This is a genomic window from Mesorhizobium sp. M0761, assembly GCF_040320205.1.
Lineage (GTDB): Bacteria > Pseudomonadota > Alphaproteobacteria > Rhizobiales > Rhizobiaceae > Mesorhizobium.
Genome location: NZ_JAMYPF010000002.1, coordinates 321,153 through 341,785, shown reverse-complemented (window position 1 = coordinate 341,785; position 20,633 = coordinate 321,153). Strand labels below are relative to the sequence as shown.

14 protein-coding genes are annotated in these 20,633 nt (G+C 65.1%); 11 read left to right on the top strand and 3 right to left on the bottom strand.

What is annotated here, in order from left to right:
- Positions 1-79: 79 nt before the first annotated feature.
- The 3 genes from NKI32_RS04565 to NKI32_RS04555 all read right to left on the bottom strand — a co-directional run bounded on the left by NKI32_RS04565 (position 80) and on the right by NKI32_RS04555 (position 2,992).
- Positions 80-709 (bottom strand): alpha-ketoglutarate-dependent dioxygenase AlkB family protein, encoded by a 630-nt coding sequence (locus tag NKI32_RS04565; RefSeq protein ID WP_023703765.1) that lies wholly within the window; start codon positions 707-709, stop codon positions 80-82.
- Between the two features lie 151 nt (positions 710-860).
- A complete protein-coding gene (gene arfB / locus NKI32_RS04560; protein ID WP_023672309.1) occupies positions 861-1,295 on the bottom strand; it encodes an alternative ribosome rescue aminoacyl-tRNA hydrolase ArfB in 435 nt (144 codons plus the stop codon).
- 86 nt (positions 1,296-1,381) lie between these two features.
- Positions 1,382-2,992, bottom strand: a complete 1,611-nt coding sequence (locus tag NKI32_RS04555; protein WP_352510643.1) for a phosphoenolpyruvate carboxykinase — start codon at positions 2,990-2,992, stop codon at positions 1,382-1,384.
- Positions 2,993-3,338: 346 nt separating this feature from the next.
- Between NKI32_RS04555 and NKI32_RS04550 the strand changes: the two genes are divergently transcribed.
- The 11 genes from NKI32_RS04550 to addA all read left to right on the top strand — a co-directional run bounded on the left by NKI32_RS04550 (position 3,339) and on the right by addA (position 20,604).
- Positions 3,339-4,040 carry a response regulator transcription factor gene (locus NKI32_RS04550; RefSeq protein ID WP_010912942.1) on the top strand — a complete coding sequence of 234 codons (702 nt, stop codon included), beginning with the start codon at positions 3,339-3,341 and terminating at the stop codon, positions 4,038-4,040.
- A gap of 85 nt (positions 4,041-4,125) precedes the next feature.
- A complete protein-coding gene (locus tag NKI32_RS04545; protein ID WP_353002060.1) occupies positions 4,126-5,907 on the top strand; it encodes a sensor histidine kinase in 1,782 nt (593 codons plus the stop codon).
- Positions 5,908-5,919: 12 nt separating this feature from the next.
- Positions 5,920-6,381, top strand: a complete 462-nt coding sequence (locus NKI32_RS04540; protein WP_023710429.1) for an HPr kinase/phosphorylase — start codon at positions 5,920-5,922, stop codon at positions 6,379-6,381.
- A 164-nt stretch (positions 6,382-6,545) separates the two neighbouring features.
- Positions 6,546-6,947 carry a PTS sugar transporter subunit IIA gene (locus tag NKI32_RS04535; protein ID WP_023672304.1) on the top strand — a complete coding sequence of 134 codons (402 nt, stop codon included), beginning with the start codon at positions 6,546-6,548 and terminating at the stop codon, positions 6,945-6,947.
- Positions 6,944-7,234, top strand: coding sequence for an HPr family phosphocarrier protein (locus NKI32_RS04530; RefSeq protein WP_023672303.1), 291 nt, complete (start codon positions 6,944-6,946; stop codon positions 7,232-7,234). Before NKI32_RS04535 ends, NKI32_RS04530 begins: the two co-directional genes overlap by 4 nt.
- Positions 7,235-7,441: 207 nt before the next feature.
- The gene (gene ahcY, locus NKI32_RS04525; RefSeq protein ID WP_353002057.1) at positions 7,442-8,842 is read left to right on the top strand and encodes an adenosylhomocysteinase; all 1,401 of its coding nucleotides are present in this window, start codon (positions 7,442-7,444) and stop codon (positions 8,840-8,842) included.
- A gap of 309 nt (positions 8,843-9,151) precedes the next feature.
- A complete protein-coding gene (locus NKI32_RS04520) occupies positions 9,152-11,716 on the top strand; it encodes a sensor histidine kinase (protein WP_353002055.1) in 2,565 nt (854 codons plus the stop codon).
- Between the two features lie 8 nt (positions 11,717-11,724).
- Positions 11,725-13,236: a tRNA (adenosine(37)-N6)-threonylcarbamoyltransferase complex ATPase subunit type 1 TsaE gene (tsaE, locus tag NKI32_RS04515; RefSeq protein WP_023681400.1), complete on the top strand. Its 1,512-nt coding sequence runs from the start codon at positions 11,725-11,727 to the stop codon at positions 13,234-13,236.
- Between the two features lie 14 nt (positions 13,237-13,250).
- Positions 13,251-13,955: a nucleotidyltransferase family protein gene (locus tag NKI32_RS04510; protein WP_031197320.1), complete on the top strand. Its 705-nt coding sequence runs from the start codon at positions 13,251-13,253 to the stop codon at positions 13,953-13,955.
- On the top strand, positions 13,952-17,089 hold the full coding sequence (gene addB / locus NKI32_RS04505; protein ID WP_353002053.1) for a double-strand break repair protein AddB: 3,138 nt from the start codon (positions 13,952-13,954) through the stop codon (positions 17,087-17,089). The genes NKI32_RS04510 and addB overlap by 4 nt, the downstream gene beginning before the upstream one ends.
- Entirely contained in the window at positions 17,086-20,604 is a 3,519-nt protein-coding gene (gene addA / locus NKI32_RS04500) for a double-strand break repair helicase AddA (RefSeq protein ID WP_353002051.1), read from the top strand. The genes addB and addA overlap by 4 nt, the downstream gene beginning before the upstream one ends.
- The last annotated feature ends 29 nt before the right edge of the window (positions 20,605-20,633 follow it).

Below are 20,633 nucleotides of genomic sequence, written 5' to 3'. Positions count from 1 at the left end.
CGAAACCTTAAATTCCGTTAGGGACTTTTCATTCGCAAGGTCAGTGGTTCAGTAAGTGCAAGAATGCACTCTCACCTCTTCAAGGCAAGGTCACCCGCCGCAGCGTGAGATTGATCCTGCCGCCTTTTTTCAGAAGCGCCGAGGTCGACGGATAGATGCGGTCGACGCCGTGGAAGCAGAGCCGGCCTTCGCCGCCGAGCACGACGACGTCGCCGCTTTTCAGGCGGAACGATTTGGTACCGCCGTCGCGTGTGGCCCCCCTGCCCGTCACTTGGCCGACCCGGAACAGGCAATCGTCGCCAAGTGACACCGAGACCACTGGGGCCGAGAAATCGGCTTCGTCGCGATCCTGGTGCAGACCCATTTTGGCGTCCTGCGTATAGAAATTGACCAGGCAGGCCTCCGGCGGATTCGGATAGGCGGCGACCTCCCGCCACAATTGCAGCAGCGCGTCCGGGATCGGCGGCCATGGCTCTCCGGTGAGTGGGTGCGTTGGCTGGTAGCGATAGCCCAGCTCCTTGTCGGTGACCCAGCCGAGCGTGCCGCAATTGGTCATGCGCACGCTCATCTCCTTGCCGGTCCGCGGCATCGCCGGCACGTACAGCGGCGCCCGCTGTACAATTGTCCTCACCTCTTCGACCAGCGCTTCCTGCGCCGCGCGGGACAGATAACCAGGCAAGTGGCGGACGCCTTTGGGCAGAACGAGCATGACTTCGCCTCCGGTTGATACTGAAACCATGCCACCGCCAATCAGAAACGGCGACCCGAAAGCCACCGTTGTCGGCCTCCCTTTCTGTGGCAATGGCGAAACCTTGCGGCTGCGGCAGGGGAGGCCGCTTTATGCGCAGTCGGCGCGGTCCTTAGTCGTTCTCTACCCGGCCGCGCAGCTTTTTGATCGTGCCGCGCCCTGCCTTGCTTTGCAGCCGCCGCTCCACCGAGCCTTTCGACGGCCTGGTCTTCTTGCGCGGCGGCGGCGGCGGTTCCGCGGCCTTGGCGACCAGCGCCGTCAGCCTTGCCCGGGCATCGGCCCGGTTCTGCTCCTGGGTGCGGAAGCGGCCGGCCTCGATGACGATGACGCCGTCCTTGGTGGCGCGCTGGCCGGCGAGCTTGATCGTGCGCGCGCGCACGCGTTCGGACAGGCCAGCTGCATTGGCGGCGTCGAAGCGCAATTGGACGGCGGTCGCCACCTTGTTGACGTTCTGGCCGCCGGGACCCGACGAGCGGATGAAATCCTCGTGCAGGTCGCCCGGATGGATTACGGCTTCGTCTGATATGATGATGTCGTCGATAGGCATGCCGCAGTCATGGCGCGGCGGACCAAAAAAGAAAAGGCCCGATCGAGACCGCGCCTTTCAAGGATGCTTCGGTGAAGATGCCTGGACTATTCCGCAGCTTCCTGCAGGCGGGGTGCTGCGCCGAGCACGACGGCATCGACATGGCTCTCGAATTTCTCGAAGTTGACGGCGAACATGCCGACCAATCGCGCTGCCTGCCGGTCATAGGCTGCCTTGTCGGCCCAGGTCGAACGCGGGTCGAGAATGGCGCTCTCGACGCCAGGCACAGCAACCGGCACCTCGAAGCCGAAATTGGCGTCAGTGCGGAAACCGGACGCCTTCAGCGAACCGTCAAGCGCTGCGGCCAGCAAGGCGCGCGTCGCCTTGATCGGCATGCGCTTGCCGGTGCCGTAGGCGCCGCCGGTCCAGCCGGTGTTGACCAGCCAGCAATCGGCGCCGTGGCGGGCGATCAGCTCGCGCAGCAGATTGCCGTATTCCTTGGGGTGGCGCGGCATGAACGGGGCGCCGAAGCAGGTCGAGAAGGTCGCTTCCGGCTCGGTAACGCCCTTCTCGGTGCCGGCCACCTTGGCGGTGTAGCCGGAGAGGAAGTGATACATCGCCTGCGCCGGGGTCAGCCGTGCGATCGGCGGCATGATGCCGAAGGCATCGGCGGTCAGCATGATGATGTTTTTCGGGTGGCTGGCCCGTCCGCTCTTCGAGGCATTGGGGATGAAATCCAGCGGATAGGCGCAGCGCGTGTTTTCGGTGAGCCGGCCGTCGTTGAAGTCCGGCACGCGGTCGGCGTTGAGCACGACATTTTCCAGCACCGTGCCGAAGCGCTGCGTGGTGGCGAAAATCTCCGGCTCGGCCTCGGCCGACAGCCGGATCGTCTTGGCGTAGCAGCCGCCTTCGAAGTTGAAGATGCCGTGCGGTCCCCAGCCGTGCTCGTCGTCGCCGATGAGCGTACGTGACGGATCGGCCGACAGCGTCGTCTTGCCCGTCCCGGAAAGCCCGAAGAAGATCGCCGCGTCGCCGGCCGGGCCCTCATTGGCCGAGCAGTGCATCGGCATGACGCCCTTTTCCGGCAGCAGATAGTTGAGCATGGTGAACACCGATTTCTTCATCTCGCCGGCATAGGAAGTGCCGCCGATGAGCACGATCTTGCGGGTGAGATCGACCGCAATCACCGTTTCGGTGCGGCTGCCGTGGCGGGCCGGATCGGCGCGGAAGGACGGCAGGTCGATGATCGTCATCTCCGGCACGAAATCCTCAAGCTCGGCGGCCTGCGGGCGGATCAAAAGATTGCGGATGAACAGCGAGTGCCAGGCGAATTCGGTGATGACCCGCGTCGGCAGCTTCAGCTCGGCATCGGCGCCGCCGACGAGGTCCTGCACATAGAGATCGCTATTCGCGGCGTGGACAAGGAAATCGGCGAGCAGCATTTCGAACTGGCCCGCCGAAATCGCCTTGTTGTTGTCCCACCAGACATGGGGCTCGGTGGCGCCATCGCGGACGACAAACTTGTCCTTGGGCGAGCGGCCAGTGTGCTGGCCGGTCTCGGCAAGCAGCGCGCCGCCGGCGGTCAACCGGGCCTCGCCACGACGGATCGCTGCCTCATAAAGGGCGGCCGCACCAAAATTATAATGCACCGTGCCGGTGGTTTTCAGGCCGATACGATCGATCGCGCAAGCAGAATTGCGTTTGCCGACTTCCGACATCAAGGGTCCCTTCTTCTGGATTCGCCGCACTTTGCCGGCGCGTTTCCGGCGAGCCCGCGTTAGGGGCTGAGACGGTGAGAACCAGAAAACTCGAATGATATCAAATCATTAATCGATTTAAAAATTTTGAAAGTTGTTTAAATCGTTTATATGTGCAAAAAATCACGGTGGTTGCCCAAAGGATTGGCACACAGTGTTCGTCCAACCCGTGTAGAGGTTCCGATGGGGCCGCCGGCAAGCCGTCCGCGACAGCGGGTGGAGCCTGTGCCACATTTTGTACCTAATTTGTCCTGCAAAAGCCCCTTCTCTAAGACAGAAGGGACAGCTCATGAGGGAGCCGCTTGAAATGGCAACAATCGCGCTTGTCGATGACGACCGCAACATTCTGACATCGGTGTCGATCGCCCTCGAGTCCGAGGGGTATCGCGTCGAGACCTACACGGATGGTGCGTCGGCGCTGGAAGGCCTGGCGGCGCGGCCGCCGAATCTCGCCATCCTCGACATCAAGATGCCGCGCATGGACGGCATGGAGCTGTTGCGCCGGATGCGGCAGAAGTCCGACCTGCCGGTGATCTTCCTGACCTCGAAGGACGATGAGATCGATGAGCTTTTCGGCCTCAAGATGGGCGCCGACGATTTCATCCGCAAACCGTTCTCGCAGCGCCTGCTGGTCGAGCGGGTGCGCGCCGTGCTGCGCCGCGCCAGCGCCCGCGAAGCTGCGGCAAAGGCGCCCAGCCAGCAGGCCCGTTCGCTGGAACGCGGCCAGCTCGTCATGGACCAGGAACGCCATACCTGCACCTGGAAGGGCGAGCCGGTGACGCTGACGGTCACCGAATTTCTCATCCTGCACTCGTTGGCGCAGCGCCCCGGCGTGGTAAAAAGCCGTGATGCGCTGATGGATTCCGCCTATGATGAGCAGGTCTATGTCGACGACCGCACCATCGATAGCCACATCAAGCGGCTGCGCAAGAAGTTCAAGGCCGTCGATGACGACTTCGAAATGATCGAAACCCTTTACGGAGTCGGATACCGGTTCCGCGAAGCTTGAGTTGATGCATGTCGCCCAAAAGTGGTCGCGGTTTTTGGGACGACGACATGCATAAAACCAAAGACTAGGCGGGAGCTGCTATTCGATGGCAGTGGATGTACAGCGGAGCAGACGAACGAGCGCTGTCAGGCGGTCGCGGATTCTGCCCGCATTCCTGTTGAGGTTGACGGTGCCGATGCGCCGCTTCCTCGGCCACCACATCTTTTCCAGCCTGACCCGGCGCATCCTGTTCCTCAACCTGGCCGGTCTCGCCGTGCTGGTCACCGGCATCCTCTATCTCAACACCTTCCGCGACGGGCTGATCGACGCCCGCGTCGAAAGCCTGATGACGCAGGGCGAGATCATCGCCGGCGCCATTGCCGCGTCGGCGACGGTCGAGACCGATTCGATCAGCATCGATCCGGAAAAACTGCTCGAACTGCAGGCCGGTGAAAGCCTGGGGCCGGGCTCAGACCAGCTCGACAATCTGGATTTCCCGATCAACCCCGAGCGCGTCGCGCCGGTGCTGCGGCGGCTGATTTCGCCGACGCGCACCCGCGCCCGCATCTATGACCGCGACGCCAATCTGCTGCTCGATTCGCGCCATCTCTACTCGCGCGGCCAGATCCTGCGCTACGACCTGCCGCCGGTCGAGGACGAGCAGCCGGATATGCTGGAGCGCGTGCAGAAATTCGTCTTCGACTTCTTCCGCAACAAGGACCTGCCCGTCTACCACGAGCAGCCCGGCGGCAACGGTGCGGCCTTCCCGGAAGTGGTCAAGGCGCTGACCGGCAGTCCATCGACGATCGTGCGGGTGAGCGAACAGGGCGAGCAGATCGTTTCGGTGGCGGTGCCGATCCAGCGCTTCCGTGCCGTTCTCGGCGTGCTGATGCTGTCGACGGAAGGCGGCGACATCGACAAGATCGTCGCCGCCGAGCGCAAGGCTATTTTGCGCGTGTTCGGCATCGCCGCCCTGGTCACCGCCATCCTGTCGATGCTGCTCGCATCCACCATCGCCAATCCGCTGCGCCGGCTATCGGCGGCGGCAGTGCGGGTGCGGCGCGGCGTCAAGAGCCGCGAGGAGATCCCCGACTTTTCCGACCGCCAGGATGAGATCGGCAATTTGTCGGTCGCGGTGCGCGACATGACCAATGCGCTCTATGCCCGCATCGAGGCGATCGAAAGCTTCGCCGCCGATGTCTCGCACGAGCTGAAGAACCCGCTGACCTCGCTGCGCAGCGCGGTGGAGACCTTGCCGCTGGCCAAGAACGACAATTCACGCGGCAGGCTGATGGAGATCATCCAGCACGATGTCCGGCGTCTCGACCGGCTGATCACCGACATTTCCGATGCCTCGCGCCTCGACGCCGAACTGGCGCGTGAGGATGCCGCCACGGTCGATTTGAAGAAATTCATAACCGATCTCGTCGCCGTGTCGCGCGAAGCGACGCGCAACAAAAAGGCTGTCGAGATCGAATTCAAGGCCGCCAAGCTGCCGCAAGGCGTCAAAGGCTATTTCGTCACCGGCCATGATCTCAGGATCGGCCAGGTCATCACCAATCTGATCGAGAATGCCCGCTCCTTCGTGCCGGAGGACCACGGCCATATCGCCATTTCCCTGGCACGCGCGGGCAAGGTCAACATCGTCACCGTCGACGACAACGGCCCCGGAATCCGCGCCGACGCCATCGACCGCATCTTCGAGCGCTTCTACACCGACCGCCCGGCGGGCGAGGCGTTCGGCCAGAATTCAGGGCTTGGCCTGTCGATATCCAGGCAGATCGTCGAAGCCCATGGCGGCACGCTGACCGCCGAGAACATCCCCGGCACCAAGCCCGGCGACATCAAGGGCGCGCGCTTCGTCGTTACGCTGCCGGCCGAAGGCTGATCGCGGCTGCGCATGCCCGATCCCACCGCGAAACCCGAGAACATCCATGCCACCGCAATCCTGATTGGCGAGCGGGGCGTCCTGATCACCGGGCCGTCCGGCTCGGGCAAGACAACGCTGGCGCTGGCGCTCATCGACCATTTCAGCCGGCTCGGGCTGTTTGCGCGGCTGATCGGCGACGACCAGCTGTTTGTCGCGGCGCGTTTCGGGCGGCTGGTCTGCCATGCGCCCGCCAGCATCGCCGGCCTCACAGAGGTGCCCGGACTTGGTCCGAAGCCGCTTTTGTTCCAACCTGTGGGGGTCATCGACCTTACGATCCAGTTGGTTGCCGCAAACGCTGTGGAGCGTTTCCAGGAAGAGTCGAGCGCGACCATTGCCGGCTGTGTGGTGCCGCGCATCGACCTCGTTCAGCGCAACGTCACTGCGGCTTTGCCGGCGGTAATGGCGCGGCTGGCGATTGCGCCTTTCGTATGATCCGCCGCCGGTTTTTTGCTGCAATGCGTCAAATTGGCCATGGCCGACGCAATTTTGGGCTTGTCAACGCGCCGCGCGTCGACAAGATAGCGCTCCCGCCGCCTGGGATGGCCGGCGAGCATAAAAAGCGCCTGTGAAGCGGCGATGACGGGAGCCACCATAGAATGATCGGACTCGTGCTTGTAACGCACGGTCAACTGGCCGCCGAGTTCCGCCATGCCGTGGAACATGTCGTGGGGCCACAAGACAATTTCGAAACCGTGGCAATCGGCGCCGATGACGATATGGAGCAGCGTCGGCGCGATATCGTCGACGCCGTCGGCCGCGTCGACACCGGGACCGGCGTCATCGTTCTGACCGATATGTTCGGCGGCACGCCTTCCAACCTCGCCATTTCGGTGATGGAATCCGGTCGCACCGAGGTCATCGCCGGCATGAACCTGCCGATGCTGATCAAGCTGTCGTCGATCCGCAAGGGCGACAACATGGCGACCGCGCTCGACGAGGCGCAGGCCGCGGGGCGCAAATACATCAACGTCGCAAGTCAGCTGCTGAGCAGCAAATGAACGCGCTGTCGCCCGGTGAGATCGTGCGCGAGTTCCCGATCGTCAACCAGCGCGGCCTGCATGCGCGCGCCTCGGCGAAGTTCGTCCAGGTCGCCAGCGGCTTCGACGCCACCGTCCATGTCGAGAAGGATGGTCTCAAGGTCGGCGGCACCTCGATCATGGGGCTGATGATGCTGGCGGCGAGCCCCGGTTATTCGATCCGCGTCACCGCCAGCGGCGCTGAAGCCGCAGCGGCGATGGACGCGCTGGAGCAGCTGGTCGCCTCGCGCTTCGGCGAAGAGTGCTGAAGTTTTTGCTTTGAACGCCGTTGTCCCAAAACCGCGGGATACTTTTGGGCGGCATGCATCCCCGTAAAACACATACGCGCATAAAGATTTCTTTATATCCCATTGTCGTCTTGGCGGCGATCTGCTAGTCAGTCCGGCATTCCGCGCCCTTCGACGCGCCGTGTGGCGCAGGCGCATTCTGAAGACAAATCACACCGGAGCACTGCCATGACAGGTAGCAAGGACTATGTGGTCGCCGACATCTCGCTTGCCGGCTGGGGCCGCAAGGAACTCGATATCGCCGAAACCGAAATGCCGGGCCTGATGGCCTGCCGCGAGGAATTCGGCGACAAGAAGCCGTTGAAAGGTGCGCGCATCACCGGCTCGCTGCACATGACCATCCAGACTGCGGTGCTGATCGAGACGCTGAAGGCGCTTGGCGCCGATATCCGCTGGGCCTCGTGCAACATCTTCTCGACCCAGGACCATGCGGCCGCAGCCATCGCCGAGGCCGGCATCCCGGTGTTCGCCGTCAAGGGCGAGTCGCTCGAGGAGTATTGGGACTACACCGACAGGATCTTCCAGTGGGCCGATGGCGGCCTCTCCAACATGATCCTCGACGATGGCGGCGACGCCACCATGTACATACTGATCGGCGCCCGCGCCGAGGCCGGCGAGGACGTGCTGTCCAACCCGCAGAGCGAGGAAGAGGAATACTTCTACGCCCAGGTCAAGAAGCGCCTGAAGGCGTCGCCCGGCTTTTTCACCAAGCAGAAGGAAGCCATCCGCGGCGTCACCGAAGAGACGACGACGGGCGTCAACCGGCTCTACCAGCTGCAGAAGAAGGGCCTGCTGCCCTTCCCGGCGATCAACGTCAACGACTCGGTCACCAAGTCGAAGTTCGACAACAAATATGGCTGCAAGGAATCGCTGGTCGACGGCATCCGCCGCGGCACCGACACCATGATGGCCGGCAAGGTTGCGGTCGTCTGCGGCTATGGCGACGTCGGCAAGGGCTCGTCGGCTTCGCTCAAGGGCGCCGGCGCCCGCGTCAAGGTCACCGAAGTCGATCCGATCTGCGCGCTGCAGGCGGCGATGGACGGCTTTGAAGTCGTCACGCTGGAAGATGCCGCACCGACCGCCGACATCGTCATCACCACCACCGGCAACAAGGATGTCGTCACCCTCGACCACATGCGCTCGATGAAGGACATGGTGATCGTCGGCAATATTGGCCACTTCGACAATGAGATCCAGGTCGCGTCGCTGCGCAACCTGCAATGGACCAACGTCAAACCGCAGGTCGACATGATAACCTTCCCGGACGGCAAGCGGATGATCCTGCTGTCCGAGGGGCGCCTGCTCAACCTCGGCAACGCGACCGGTCATCCGAGCTTCGTGATGTCGGCTTCGTTCACCAATCAGGTGCTGGCGCAGATCGAGCTCTACACCAAGCCCGGCCAGTACCAGAACCAGGTCTATGTGCTGCCCAAGCACCTCGACGAGAAGGTGGCGCGTCTGCATCTCGGCAAGCTTGGAGCCCGCCTAACCGAACTGTCCGGCGAACAGGCCGCCTATATCGGCGTGACCCCGCAGGGTCCGTTCAAGCCGGAACACTACCGCTATTAACAAAAGCAGCGTTTACCACTAGATATTGAAGCCGGGCGATTGACTTTTCGCCCGGCTTCTTTTTTGCGCGGATGATTCTTCACGCCGATTCCAGCACGCGCTATTGTGCTGATTCGTGGGCCGGGGACGAGGGCCGGCTAACGCATCGAGAGCATGATTCGAACCGAAGGACCGCGTCAGCGAAAAGTGGGAAGCGGTTTTCGGAAAAGATCATGCTCTTCAAGAGAGAGTTAGGTCAGAAGGGCGTTTCCATCAAACGTGATCCTGATCTAGGCGGTCTTGCATTCAGGCGGCGAAGAGGACCAAGGCATGCCGGGGGAAAACCCGCCTCGCGCGGGATCGGCCGTTTCCGGCGGCCATGACGATTCCGATAGCAATGGCTCCGTCACGACAGGCGGTGGCCTGAAGAGGCGCGTTGGCGCCCGCACCGCCGGCTTTCTTGCCACCTCAGCTCTTGCCGGCCCGCTCACCTCGTTTGCCGCCCATGCCGAGCCGGCCATTGCGCAGAAGGCCGGACTGTCGGTCAGCGCGGTCGAAGTCATCCAGCTCGCCATGTTCGTCGGGGTCATGGGCGCGGCACTGGTCTCGGCCATCTTCCTGATCCGCGAAAGAGCCCGCACCTCGGCGCAGAATGTCGAACTCAGAGCCCGCATTGCCGACATCAATGCGGCGCTGCAGCGCTCCGAGGCGCTGCTCAATCTGCGTGACCAGCGCGTCATCGTCTGGGCGTCGGAGAACAAGAAGCCGGAGCTGATCGGCACGCTGCCGCTGGAAAGCGGTGCGCCGGACGACCGTGCAGCCTTCCTCGCCTTCGGCCGCTGGCTGATGCCGCGCTCGGCGGCGGCGCTCGAAAATGCCGTCGCTGGTCTGCGCGAGAAAGCGAAACCCTTTGATCTCGTGATCGAATCGCAGGCCGGGGCGCCGCTTGAAGTGCATGGCCGCAAGAGCGCCGCGCATGTGCTGGTGCGCTTCGTCTCGCTGTCGGAAACTCAGAGGAGCCAAGCCAGGCTGAAGATCGAGAACCAGCGGCTGGCCGCCGACTACGAGACCATGATCGGCCTGCTCGACGCCTTGCCGATGCCGGCCTGGCTGCGCGCCACCGACGGGCGGCTGAAATGGGTCAACCGTGCCTATGCCGGAGCGGTTGAGGCACCGAACGCCGAGACCGCGGTGCGCGAAGCCAAGGAATTCCTCGGCGCCCAGGCGCGCGAACAGATCGCCGCGCAGCACAAATCGCGCCCAATCTTCGAACAAACGCTGTCGACAGTGATCGAGGGCGACCGCCGCGTGTTCGCCGTCACCGACTTCGCCGGTGCCGACGGCTCGGCCGGCCTTGCCTGCGACACCAGCGCCATCGAAACCATTCGCGGCGAATATGAGCGCACGGTGCGCAGCCATGCCGACACGCTCGACCAGCTCAACACGGCGGTGGCGATCTTCGATGCCAACGAGAAGTTGCGCTTCTTCAACCAGGCGTTCCAGAAACTGTGGGGGCTGGACCCGGGCTTCCTGCACAGCGCGCCCGACAATGCGCTGCTGCTCGACCGGCTGCGCAGCGAAGGCAAGATCGCCGAGCAGCCGGAATGGCGGCGCTGGAAAGAAGGCCTGCTTGGTGCCTACCGCGCGGTGGAATCGCAAGAGCATTGGTGGCATCTGCCCGACGGCAAGACCATCCGCGTGGTGGCCAACCCGCAGCCGAAGGGCGGCGTGACCTGGGTGTTCGAGAACCTGACCGAGAAGATGGACCTGGAAAGCCGCTACCAGACGGCGGTGCGGGTCCAGGGCGAAACGCTCGACAATCTGGCCGAAGGCGTCGCGGTGTTCGGTCCCGATGGGCGGCTGCGCCTGTCGAACCCGGCCTTTGTCGCGCTGTGGGGACTGAGCCAGGATGTGATCAAGCCCAACGTCCATGTCTCGGCGATCCGCGATCTCAGCGACCAGCGCGCCGTCGACAGCCCGTGGGGCGGGTTCGTCGCCGCCATCACCGGTTTCGACGACGAGCGCCGCGACCGCCATGGCCAGACCGAACTGAAGAACGGCACAGTGCTCAGCTACGCCGTCATCCCGCTGCCCAACGGCCAGGTGATGATGACCTTTGTGGACGTCACCGACAGCGTCAATGTCGAGCGCGCGCTGAAGGACAAGAACGAAGCGCTGCAGAAATCCGACCAGCTGAAGAACGAGTTCGTGCAGCATGTCTCCTACGAGCTGCGCTCGCCGCTGACCAACATCATCGGCTTCACCGAGCTTCTGTCGCTGCCGGCGACCGGGCCGCTCAGCCCAAAGCAGCGCGAATATGTCGAGCATGTCGGCTCGTCATCCTCGGTGCTGCTCACCATCGTCAACGACATACTCGACCTCGCCACCGTCGACGCCGGCATCATGCAGCTCGACATTTCGGAAGTAAGCGTCGAGCGCACCATCGAGGCCGCGGCCGAACTGGTCGCCGACCGGCTGCAAGAGCATTCGATCAAGCTCCGGATCGACGCCGCTGCGGCGCCGAAGAGTTTTCACGGCGACGAGACCCGGGTTCGCCAGATCCTCTACAATCTGCTCAGCAACGCCGCCAATTACGCGCCGGAGGCGAGCACTATCACGCTTGCCTGCCGGCATTTGGAGCAAGGTGTGGAATTCTCCGTCCATGACAACGGCCCCGGCATGCCGCCGGACCTGCTCGATTCGGTGTTCCGCCGCTTCGAGCCGCGCACCAATGGCGGGCGCCGGCGCGGTGCGGGCTTAGGCCTGTCGATCGTCAAGAGCTTTGTCGAGCTGCACGGCGGCAGCGTGCGCATCGAGACCGGCAAGGACAAAGGCACCACCGTCATCTGCACCTTCCCCGATGCACCGTCGGGCATCCGCGCCGCGGCCGAGTAGCGCGCTCGATGACCGTTGTTGTGCTGGAGCGTTTTCTCGCCGACGAGGCTGCGACCGCAAGGCTCGGCGAGGACCTGGCCATGGCGCTGCGGCCGGGCGACGTGCTGGCGCTCAAGGGCGATCTCGGCGCCGGCAAGTCGACGCTGGCGCGGGCCCTGATCAGGGCGCTGGCCGATGATGCCGGCCTCGATGTGCCGAGCCCTACCTTCACCTTGGTGCAAAGCTACGACACGCGCATCCCCGTGCACCATTTCGATCTCTATCGCCTGTCCTCGGCCGGCGAGATGGACGAGCTGGGTTTCGACGAGGCGCTGCTGCAGGGCGCTGCCCTTGTCGAGTGGCCGGAACGGGCGGAGGCCGCTCTGCCCAGGACGTCGATCTGGATCGAACTCGTCCATCAGGGCGAAGGCCGCCTGGCGAAACTATCGGGCCAAGGCGTTGCCTTCGAACGCGTGGCCCGATCGCTGGCGATGCGCGATTTCCTCAAAACGGCCGGTTGGGGCGACGCCGCGCGGCGCCATTTCGTCGGCGACGCCTCGGCGCGCTCCTATGAGATCGTCTCGCGCGCCGGCCTTGCGCCGCGCGTGCTGATGAATTCGCCGCGGCTGGTGCTGGGGCCGCCGGTGCGCGACGGCAAGCCCTATGCCGTGATCGCCCACACCGCGCAGTCGGTCACCGCCTTCGTCGCCATCGACAAGGCGCTGCTGGCGCAAGGTGTCAGTGTCCCAAAAATCCATGCCGAGGATCTCGAGCAAGGGTTTCTGCTGCTGGAGCATCTGGGCTCGGAAGGTTTTCTCGACGGCAATGGTGAGCCGGCGGCCGAGCGCTACACGGCAGCAGCCGAATTGCTGGCCATGATGCATGGCAAGACCTGGCTGCAGCGCATGGAGGCCGTGCCGGGCGTCTTCCACGAGGTGCCGCCCTTCGATCGCGACGCCATGCTGATCGAAGCCGATCTCTTGGTCGATTGGTATGTGCCGATGGTGACCGGCAGCCCGGCAAGCGAGGCTTTACGCGCCGGCTATCACAGGGAATGGAACGCGGTTCTCGATCGGCTGGACACACAGGAATACACGCTGATGCTGCGCGACTTCCATTCGCCCAACATCATCTGGCGCGGTGACCGCAAAGGCCACGACCGCCTCGGCATCGTCGACGTCCAGGACGCGCTGATGGGTCCGGCGGCCTATGACGTTGCGTCGCTGGCCATGGATGCCCGCGTCACCGTTTCGCCCGATATCGAGCAGCGGACCGTGGACGCCTATGTCGCTGCGCGCCACGCCGCCGGCGGCTTCGATGAGGACGCCTTCCGCGCGGCCTATGCGATCATGGCGGCGCAGCGCAATTCGAAGATCCTCGGCATTTTCGTGCGGCTCGAAAAGCGCGACGGCAAGCCCTATTATCTCCGACACCTGCCGCGCATCCGCGATTATCTCAGGCGGGCGCTGGCGCACCCGGCGCTGGCTCAGCTGAAGGAGTTTTACATGGCACATGGCCTGCTGGAGGAACGGCTCCCGTGACCTTGACCACAGCGATGGTGCTGGCGGCGGGTCTTGGCAAGCGCATGCGGCCGATCACCGACACCATGCCGAAGCCGCTGGTGCGGATCGCCGGCAGGACCTTGCTCGACTGGGGGCTGGACAGTCTCGAAGCGGCCGGCGTCGAGAAAGCCATCGTCAACGTGCACTATCTGCCGGACCAGATCGTCGCCCATATCGCCCACAGGCGGGCGCCAAAGATCGTCATTTCCGACGAGCGCGACGCACTGCTGAATTCGGCGGGTGGCATCGTCAAGGCATTGCCGCTGCTGGGCAGCGACCCCTTCTACATCATCAACGCCGATACGTTCTGGATCGACAGCGGCCAGCCCAGCCTCGAGCGCCTTGCCCTTGCATGGGACGGCGCGAAAATGGATATTCTGCTGATGCTTACCGATCTCGACTCGGCCACCGGACACGGTGTCGGCACGGATTTCCTGATGGCGCCGGATGGCGGCCTGCGGCGCTCGAAAGGCGATCCGGCCGGGTTGATCTATGCCGGAGCGGCAATCGTCAATCCCGCCATCTTCAGGGATGCGCCGGCCGGGGCGCATTCGCTCAACACCTATTTCGACAAGGCAATCGCCTCTGGCCGTCTGTTCGGCATGCAGATGCGCGGAAGCTGGATCACCGTCGGCACTCCCGACGCCATTCCGCAGGCGGAAGCGGCCGCCGCCGAAGCTCTCGCGAAGGTGGTATGAGCGGCGCGCGCCGCGTTCTTTCGATCCCGCCCGGAGCGCCATTCCTGCCGACTCTGGCCGAGGCCTTGCTGGCCGGACGGCTGGTGCCCGGCTTCCGGTTCGACGGCGATCCGCTGGCGCTGGCTGATGTCACCATCTATGTGCCGACACGGCGCGCGGCCCGTGCGCTGCGCGGCGCTTTTGTCGACGCGCTTTCGGGACCGGGGGGGAGCCGCCGTTCGGCGATCCTGCCGGTCATCCGCCCGCTCGGAGAGTTCGACGAGGACGAAGCCGCCTTCGACGCCGGCACGCCGACCGAGCTTGAAATGGCGCCGCCGATCGCAGCCATCGAACGCCTGCTGCTACTGGCGCCGCTGGTGCGGGCCTGGAAGCGCACCTTGCCGGCGCATGTCCTTGATATGTTCAACGAAGAGATCGTCGTGCCGGCCTCCGCCGCCGATGCGATCTGGCTGGCGCGCGACCTCGCCCGGCTGATGGACGAGATCGAAACCGAAGGCACGGACTGGACCAGGCTTGCCGATCTGGTCACCGGCAATCTTGCCGGATGGTGGCTTGTGACGCTCGATTTCCTCCGTATCGTCACCGAGGCCTGGCCGAAATTGCTGGAGGAGCGCGACCGCTCCAACCCGGCCGCGCACCGCAATGCGCTGATCCGGCGCGAGGCGAAGCGGCTGGAACGCAACCCGCCCAAAGGCCCGGTGATCGCCGCCGGCTCGACGGGCTCTATTCCCGCCACGGCCGAACTGCTTGCCACGGTCGCCAGCCTGCCCAACGGCGCCGTGGTGCTGCCCGGGCTCGATGGGATGCTGGACGAACCGTCTTTTGCCGCGATTGGGGCGCCCGGTGCGCGGCCGGCACTGCTTGGCCACCCGCAATACGGCATGGCCAAGCTGATCGGCAAGATTGGCGTGCTGCGTGGCGATGTCGAGGAAGTGGTCTCCGCCGAGCCCGCACTGGCGCTCCGCGCGGCCCTTGTCGGCGAGGCGCTGCGGCCGGCCGAGACCACGGAATTATGGGCCGAGACCCGCATATGCTTCAACGCCGTAGACATCGCCGAGGCCTTCGCCGACGTGACGCTGATCGAAGCCGCCAGCGAACGCGACGAGGCGGCGGCGATCGCCATCGCGCTGAAAACCGCCGTGGAACAGCCGGGACTAAGGGCAGCGCTCGTTACCGGCGACCGCTGGCTGGCGCGGCGCGTCTCGGCCGAGCTGTTGCGCTTCGGCGTGATCGCCGACGATTCCGGCGGCACGCCGCTCGCCAACACGCCTGCCGCCAGCCTGCTGCGGCTCACACTTCAAGCGGTATTCCGGCCCGGCGATCCCGTCGGCCTTTTGTCGCTGCTCAAGCATCCGCTGCTCGGGCTCGGACTTGAGCGCACCGGCGTGCGCCATGCCGCCGAGCTCATCGAACTCGTGGCGCTGCGCGGCGGCACCGGACGCCCCGACATCGCCTCTTTGCCAGCACTGTTCGAGGAGCGTCTCGCCGGGCTGAGCGGGGACAAGCGCCAGCCCTTCTGGTTTTCGCGCCTGAGCGGGCGCGGCATCGACGATGCCCGCGATATGCTGAGCCGGCTTGTGACGGCACTGGCGCCGCTGACCGCCTTTCGCGGTAAAGAGAACGCCGATCTCGTCGCGTTGACCAGAGCGAGCGTCGCCGCGCTGGAAAATCTCGGCCGCACGGCGGAGGGCAGCCTGGCTGAATTTTATGCCGGCGACGCCGGCGAGAAACTCGCCGAGCTGCTGCGCGGTGTGGTCGCCGCGTCTGCATCGTTCGACTTCCCGGCCGACGAATGGCCTGATGTGATGGACGCGCTGGTAGCACCGGAAACGGTCAAGCCGGGGCAAGGCACAGACCGCAACATCGCGATATGGGGCGCGCTGGAGGCACGGCTGCAGAGCGTCGACACGCTTGTCATTGGCGGGCTGAACGAAGGCGTGTGGCCACGCAAGCCGGAAAGCGATCGCTTCATGTCGCGGTTGATGAAGACCGGCATCGACCTCGAGCCGCCGGAGCGGCGCATCGGCCTTGCCGCCCACGACTTCCAGATGGCGATGGGGGCGAAAAAGGTGGTGCTGACGCGCTCCGCCCGCGCCGGCGACGCACCGGCGGTGCCGTCGCGCTGGTTGCAGCGCATCCTCACCTTCATCGGCAAGGATCCTGCAGCCGCACTGCGCGGACGCGGCGACGAATTGCTTGCCTGGGCGCGCGCGCTCGATGCCGGCGAGCGGCAGCATTTCGCGCCGCGACCGCAGCCGAAACCGCCGCTGAGCATGCGGCCCACCCACTTCTCGGTGACCGAGATCGAGACGCTGCGCCGCGACCCCTATGCGGTCTATGCCAAGCGTATTCTGAGCCTTCTGCCGCTCGAGCCGGTGATCCGCGACCCCGGCGCGGCCGAGCGCGGCACGCTGTTTCATGACATCCTGCATCTGTTCTCGACAGAGGTGGCGGATCCCCGCGCGCCCGAAGCTCTGGAACGCCTCATCGCTGCCGGCCGGACCTGCTTTGCCGAGATCGCCCTGCCCGCCGACGTCGAGGCTGTGTGGTGGCCGCGCTTCGAAAAGCTTGCCGCCAACATCATCGAATGGGAGCGCGGCCGCGCTCCCGCCGTCGCCCGGCGGCATGCCGAGGAGCGCGCCGAAAAGACCGCTGTCGGCCGCACCGGCGTGACGCTGTCCGGCTATGCCGACCGCCTCGACCTTTTGGCCGGTGGCATGGCCGACATTCTCGATTACAAGACCGGCTCGTCCCCGTCCAAGGCGCAGGCCCACACGCTGCTGGCGCCACAGCTGGCGCTCGAAGGGGCGCTGCTCCGGCGCGGCGCCTTCAAGGGGCTTGGCGCGCGCGAGCCCTCCCAGCTCGCATTCGTGCGGCTGAAGCCGAATGGCGAAGTGTTCGAGGAATCCATCCTCGACTACAACCGCCAGCCTCGGACCGCCGAAGACCTCGCCGAGGAGGCTTGGGCGCGGTTGGAAAAGCTGCTGGTCCACTATGCCGATCCGACGACCGGCTATCTGTCGCGGGCGCTGCCTTTTCGCGAGGGCGAGAGCGATGGCGATTACGACCATCTGGCGCGCGTGCTCGAATGGTCGGCCGGCGGCGACAGCGATGACGAGGCGGGGGAGGCATGAAAAAAGCCTATCCCATCCCCAGCGAAACCGCCGCCAGCCAGGCGCGCGCCTCCGACCCGAAGAACTCGGCCTGGGTGTCCGCCAATGCCGGCTCGGGCAAGACGCATGTGCTGGCCCAGCGCGTCATCCGGCTGCTGCTCAACGGCACCGATCCGTCGAAGATCCTGTGCCTGACCTATACGCGGGCGGCCGCCGCCAACATGTCGAACCGCGTGTTCTCGACCCTGTCGGAATGGACGGCGCTCGGCGATGCCGAGCTTGCCACAAAGATTGAGGCGGTGGACGGCCGCCGGCCCGACCGCGACACGATGCGGCGGGCGCGCCGGCTGTTTGCCGAAGCGCTGGAAACGCCGGGCGGGCTGAAGATCCAGACCATCCACGCCTTCTGCGAATCGGTGCTGCACCAGTTTCCGCTGGAGGCCAACATCCCGGCGCATTTCGAAATGCTCGATCCGCAGATGGAGGCCTCGCTGTTTGCTGGCGCCCGCCGGGACATGATTTCGGGCACGTCAGCCGGAGACACCGGACTGGCCGAGGCCTTTGCCACCGTGCTGGAGCGCGGCGGAGAACACGGGCTCGATGCGCTGCTCGCCGAAATCGTTCGCAAGCGCGACGGCTTACGCGGCTTCATCGATGCGGTCCGGCGCGACGGCGCCGGCTTTCGGGCCCTGTTCGACGAATTCCATTTCCGCCCCGGGCAGAACGCCGAAGACATAGCGGCATCGGTATGGCCGCTGCCGGGTTTCCTGCTGGACTTCTTTGCAGTGTTCGCCAGTGCCGCCGAGGCCGCCGACGCCCGCACCGTGCTCAACAATCTCTTGCCCTATGCCCGCTTGGCCTTTGCCGAGACGGACCCGACCCGCCGGCTGCAGATGCTCGGCAAAGCCTTTCTCAAGGCCGATGGCGACCCCTATGATCCCTCAAAGTTGTTCAAGAAGGCGCTGCTCGGCCGGCTGCCCGACCTTCCCGAGCGCTATGTGGCGGCCGTCGAGGCGATAACAGAGGTCTCCGACCGGCTGGCGCTGTTCCGGATGCTGGAAGGCACGGTCGCGGCGCTGACCATCGCCGACTGGCTGATCGTGCGGTACGAGCGGCTGAAACGCGGCCGCGGCTTCCTCGACTTCAACGACCTCATCACCCGCACCGTCAACCTTCTGGCGCGGCCCGATGCCGGCCCCTGGGTGCAGTACAAGCTCGACCAGGGTATCGACCACATCCTGCTGGACGAGGCGCAGGACACCAGCCCCGACCAATGGGAGGTGGTGAAGCGGCTGGCGGAGGAGTTCTTTGCCGGCCACGGCCAGCGCGGCACGACCAATCGCACGGTGTTCGCCGTCGGCGACGAAAAGCAGTCGATCTATTCCTTTCAGGGTGCCGCGCCGGATTCCTTCGCCGACAGCCGGCTCTTGTTTTCCGGACGCGTGAACGCCGCCAATGCTTCGTTTGCCGACCTGAAACTGACCTGGTCGTTCCGGTCGACCGACGACGTGCTTGCCGCCGTCGACCGCGTCTTTGCCGATCCGGGCGTGCGGCGCGGCATCAGCCATGACCCCGATCCGCTCGACCACAAGGCGATCCGCAACGACGCGCCTGGCTATGTCGAGGTCTGGCCGTCGCTCGGCGCTGACGCCGTCGAGGAGCCCGACGACTGGACGTTGCCGGTCAATCATGCCAGCGCGCCGGCTGTGCGGGTGGCCGAGCACGTGGCTGCGACCATCCAGACCTGGCTCAAGGACCGCGAGATCATCGAGGGCAAGGGACGCAGGCTGAGGGCCGGCGACATTCTTGTGCTGGTGCGCAAGCGCGACCGCTTCGTCCATGCGCTGTCGCGCGCGCTGAAGGACCGCGATATTCCCGTCGCCGGCGCCGACCGGCTGAGCCTGCCCGGCCACATCGCGGTCAAGGACCTGATCGCACTCGGCCATTTCCTCATCCAGCCGCAGGATGACCTGTCGCTCGCCGCCGTGCTGCGCAGCCCGGTTTTCGACGTGTCGGAGGAGACGCTTTTTACGCTTGGCGCCGGACGGCCAGCCGGAACATCGCTGATCGCCTCATTACGCCAGCATGCTGGCGACAACACCGCGCTGACCGATGTCGTTGCCCGGCTCGACGGCTGGGCCAACGAGGCGGCGTTCCGGCCGGTGTTCGAATTCTACGCCGGGGTGCTGGCGCGCGACGGCCTGCGCAAGAAGATGATCGCCCGGCTTGGACCGGAAGCCGGCGATATTCTCGACGAGTTCCTGAGTTTCTGTCTGGCCGAAGAACGCACCGGCTTGCCGGGGCTGGAGGCTTTCCTGGCGACGCTGGAAAACACCGGCCCGGAGATCAAGCGCGAGATGGACCAGACGCGCGACGAGGTCCGCGTCATGACCGTGCATGCTGCCAAGGGCCTGGAAGCGCCTGTTGTCTTCCTGGTCGATGGCGGTTCGGCGCCGTTCAGCGACCAGCATCTGCCGCGGCTCATGCCGTTCGACGCTTCGGGCCGCAATTTCGACGGCAAGGGCTATCTCTGGCGCTCGGCCGCCGATGTCGCCAACGGCTTCTCCAAGGCGGCCTCGGCCAGGGCGCGGGAGCTTGCCGACGACGAATACCGGCGGCTGCTCTATGTCGGCATGACGCGCGCCGAGGACCGGCTGATCGTCTGCGGCTATCACGGCAAGCGTCAGCCCAGCACCGGCACCTGGCATTCGATTGTCAGCCGCGCGCTGCTTGCCGCGCCGGAAAGCACGGAGCGCCGCCACCCCGCCAGCAGCGAGCCGGTGCACCGTTTCGTCATGACCAAGCTTCCGCCGGTGGCGCAAGCGGCAGCCGACGAGTCGCGGCTGCCGCAACAGGTGCCGCCGCTGCCGGTGGGCTTGTTCCGGCCCTTGCCGCCTTATGAGGAGCTGCCGCGCCCGCTGTCGCCTTCCGGCGCGTCGGCGCTGATCGACGAGGCCAAGGAAGCTGTTGTCGATACCCGCTCGCCGGTGCTGGACAGCGAGGCGGAGCCGGGCTTTGCGGTGATGCGCGGGCTGGCGCTGCACAAGCTGCTGCAGATGCTGCCCGGTTTTGCCGAAGACGAACGGCAAGGCGCGGCGGCGCAGTATCTCATTCGAGCCGGCGCCGACTGGCCGGAGGCCGAGCGCAACAAGGCGCTGGCTTCGGTGATGGCGATCCTCAGAGATTCGCGTTTTGCCGGGCTGTTTTCGCCGTCGTCCCGCGCCGAAGTTGCTGTGATGGGCAGCCTTGAGGTCAAGGGCAGGCTGCGCTCGATCTCCGGCAAGATCGACCGGCTGGCGGTGACGCCCGGGCGCGTATCGATCGTCGACTACAAGACCAACCGGCCGGCGCCCGCAGGCCTGGCCCAGGTGCCGCCGGCCTATATCCTGCAGCTGGCGCTCTACCGCGCGCTGCTCCAGCCGCTTTACCCCGGCCGCGCGGTGACGGCAGCACTGCTGTTCACCGAGGCACCGAGGCTTATCGAACTGCCGGTGCAAGCGATGGATGACGCCCTTGCCCGACTCACGGGAGCGTGACACAAGTTCTGCTTGAAGAAGGGCTGCTG

Excerpts from the sequence above, each read along its gene's own strand:
- NKI32_RS04565 (WP_023703765.1), bottom strand. The coding sequence starts at position 709 with ATGCTCGTTCTGCCCAAAGGCGTCCGCCACTTGCCTGGTTATCTGTCC.
- arfB (WP_023672309.1), bottom strand. The coding sequence starts at position 1,295 with ATGCCTATCGACGACATCATCATATCAGACGAAGCCGTAATCCATCCG.
- NKI32_RS04555 (WP_352510643.1), bottom strand. The coding sequence starts at position 2,992 with ATGTCGGAAGTCGGCAAACGCAATTCTGCTTGCGCGATCGATCGTATC.
- NKI32_RS04550 (WP_010912942.1), top strand. The coding sequence starts at position 3,339 with ATGGCAACAATCGCGCTTGTCGATGACGACCGCAACATTCTGACATCG.
- NKI32_RS04545 (WP_353002060.1), top strand. The coding sequence starts at position 4,126 with ATGGCAGTGGATGTACAGCGGAGCAGACGAACGAGCGCTGTCAGGCGG.
- NKI32_RS04540 (WP_023710429.1), top strand. The coding sequence starts at position 5,920 with ATGCCCGATCCCACCGCGAAACCCGAGAACATCCATGCCACCGCAATC.
- NKI32_RS04535 (WP_023672304.1), top strand. The coding sequence starts at position 6,546 with ATGATCGGACTCGTGCTTGTAACGCACGGTCAACTGGCCGCCGAGTTC.
- NKI32_RS04530 (WP_023672303.1), top strand. The coding sequence starts at position 6,944 with ATGAACGCGCTGTCGCCCGGTGAGATCGTGCGCGAGTTCCCGATCGTC.
- ahcY (WP_353002057.1), top strand. The coding sequence starts at position 7,442 with ATGACAGGTAGCAAGGACTATGTGGTCGCCGACATCTCGCTTGCCGGC.
- NKI32_RS04520 (WP_353002055.1), top strand. The coding sequence starts at position 9,152 with ATGCCGGGGGAAAACCCGCCTCGCGCGGGATCGGCCGTTTCCGGCGGC.
- tsaE (WP_023681400.1), top strand. The coding sequence starts at position 11,725 with ATGACCGTTGTTGTGCTGGAGCGTTTTCTCGCCGACGAGGCTGCGACC.
- NKI32_RS04510 (WP_031197320.1), top strand. The coding sequence starts at position 13,251 with ATGGTGCTGGCGGCGGGTCTTGGCAAGCGCATGCGGCCGATCACCGAC.
- addB (WP_353002053.1), top strand. The coding sequence starts at position 13,952 with ATGAGCGGCGCGCGCCGCGTTCTTTCGATCCCGCCCGGAGCGCCATTC.
- addA (WP_353002051.1), top strand. The coding sequence starts at position 17,086 with ATGAAAAAAGCCTATCCCATCCCCAGCGAAACCGCCGCCAGCCAGGCG.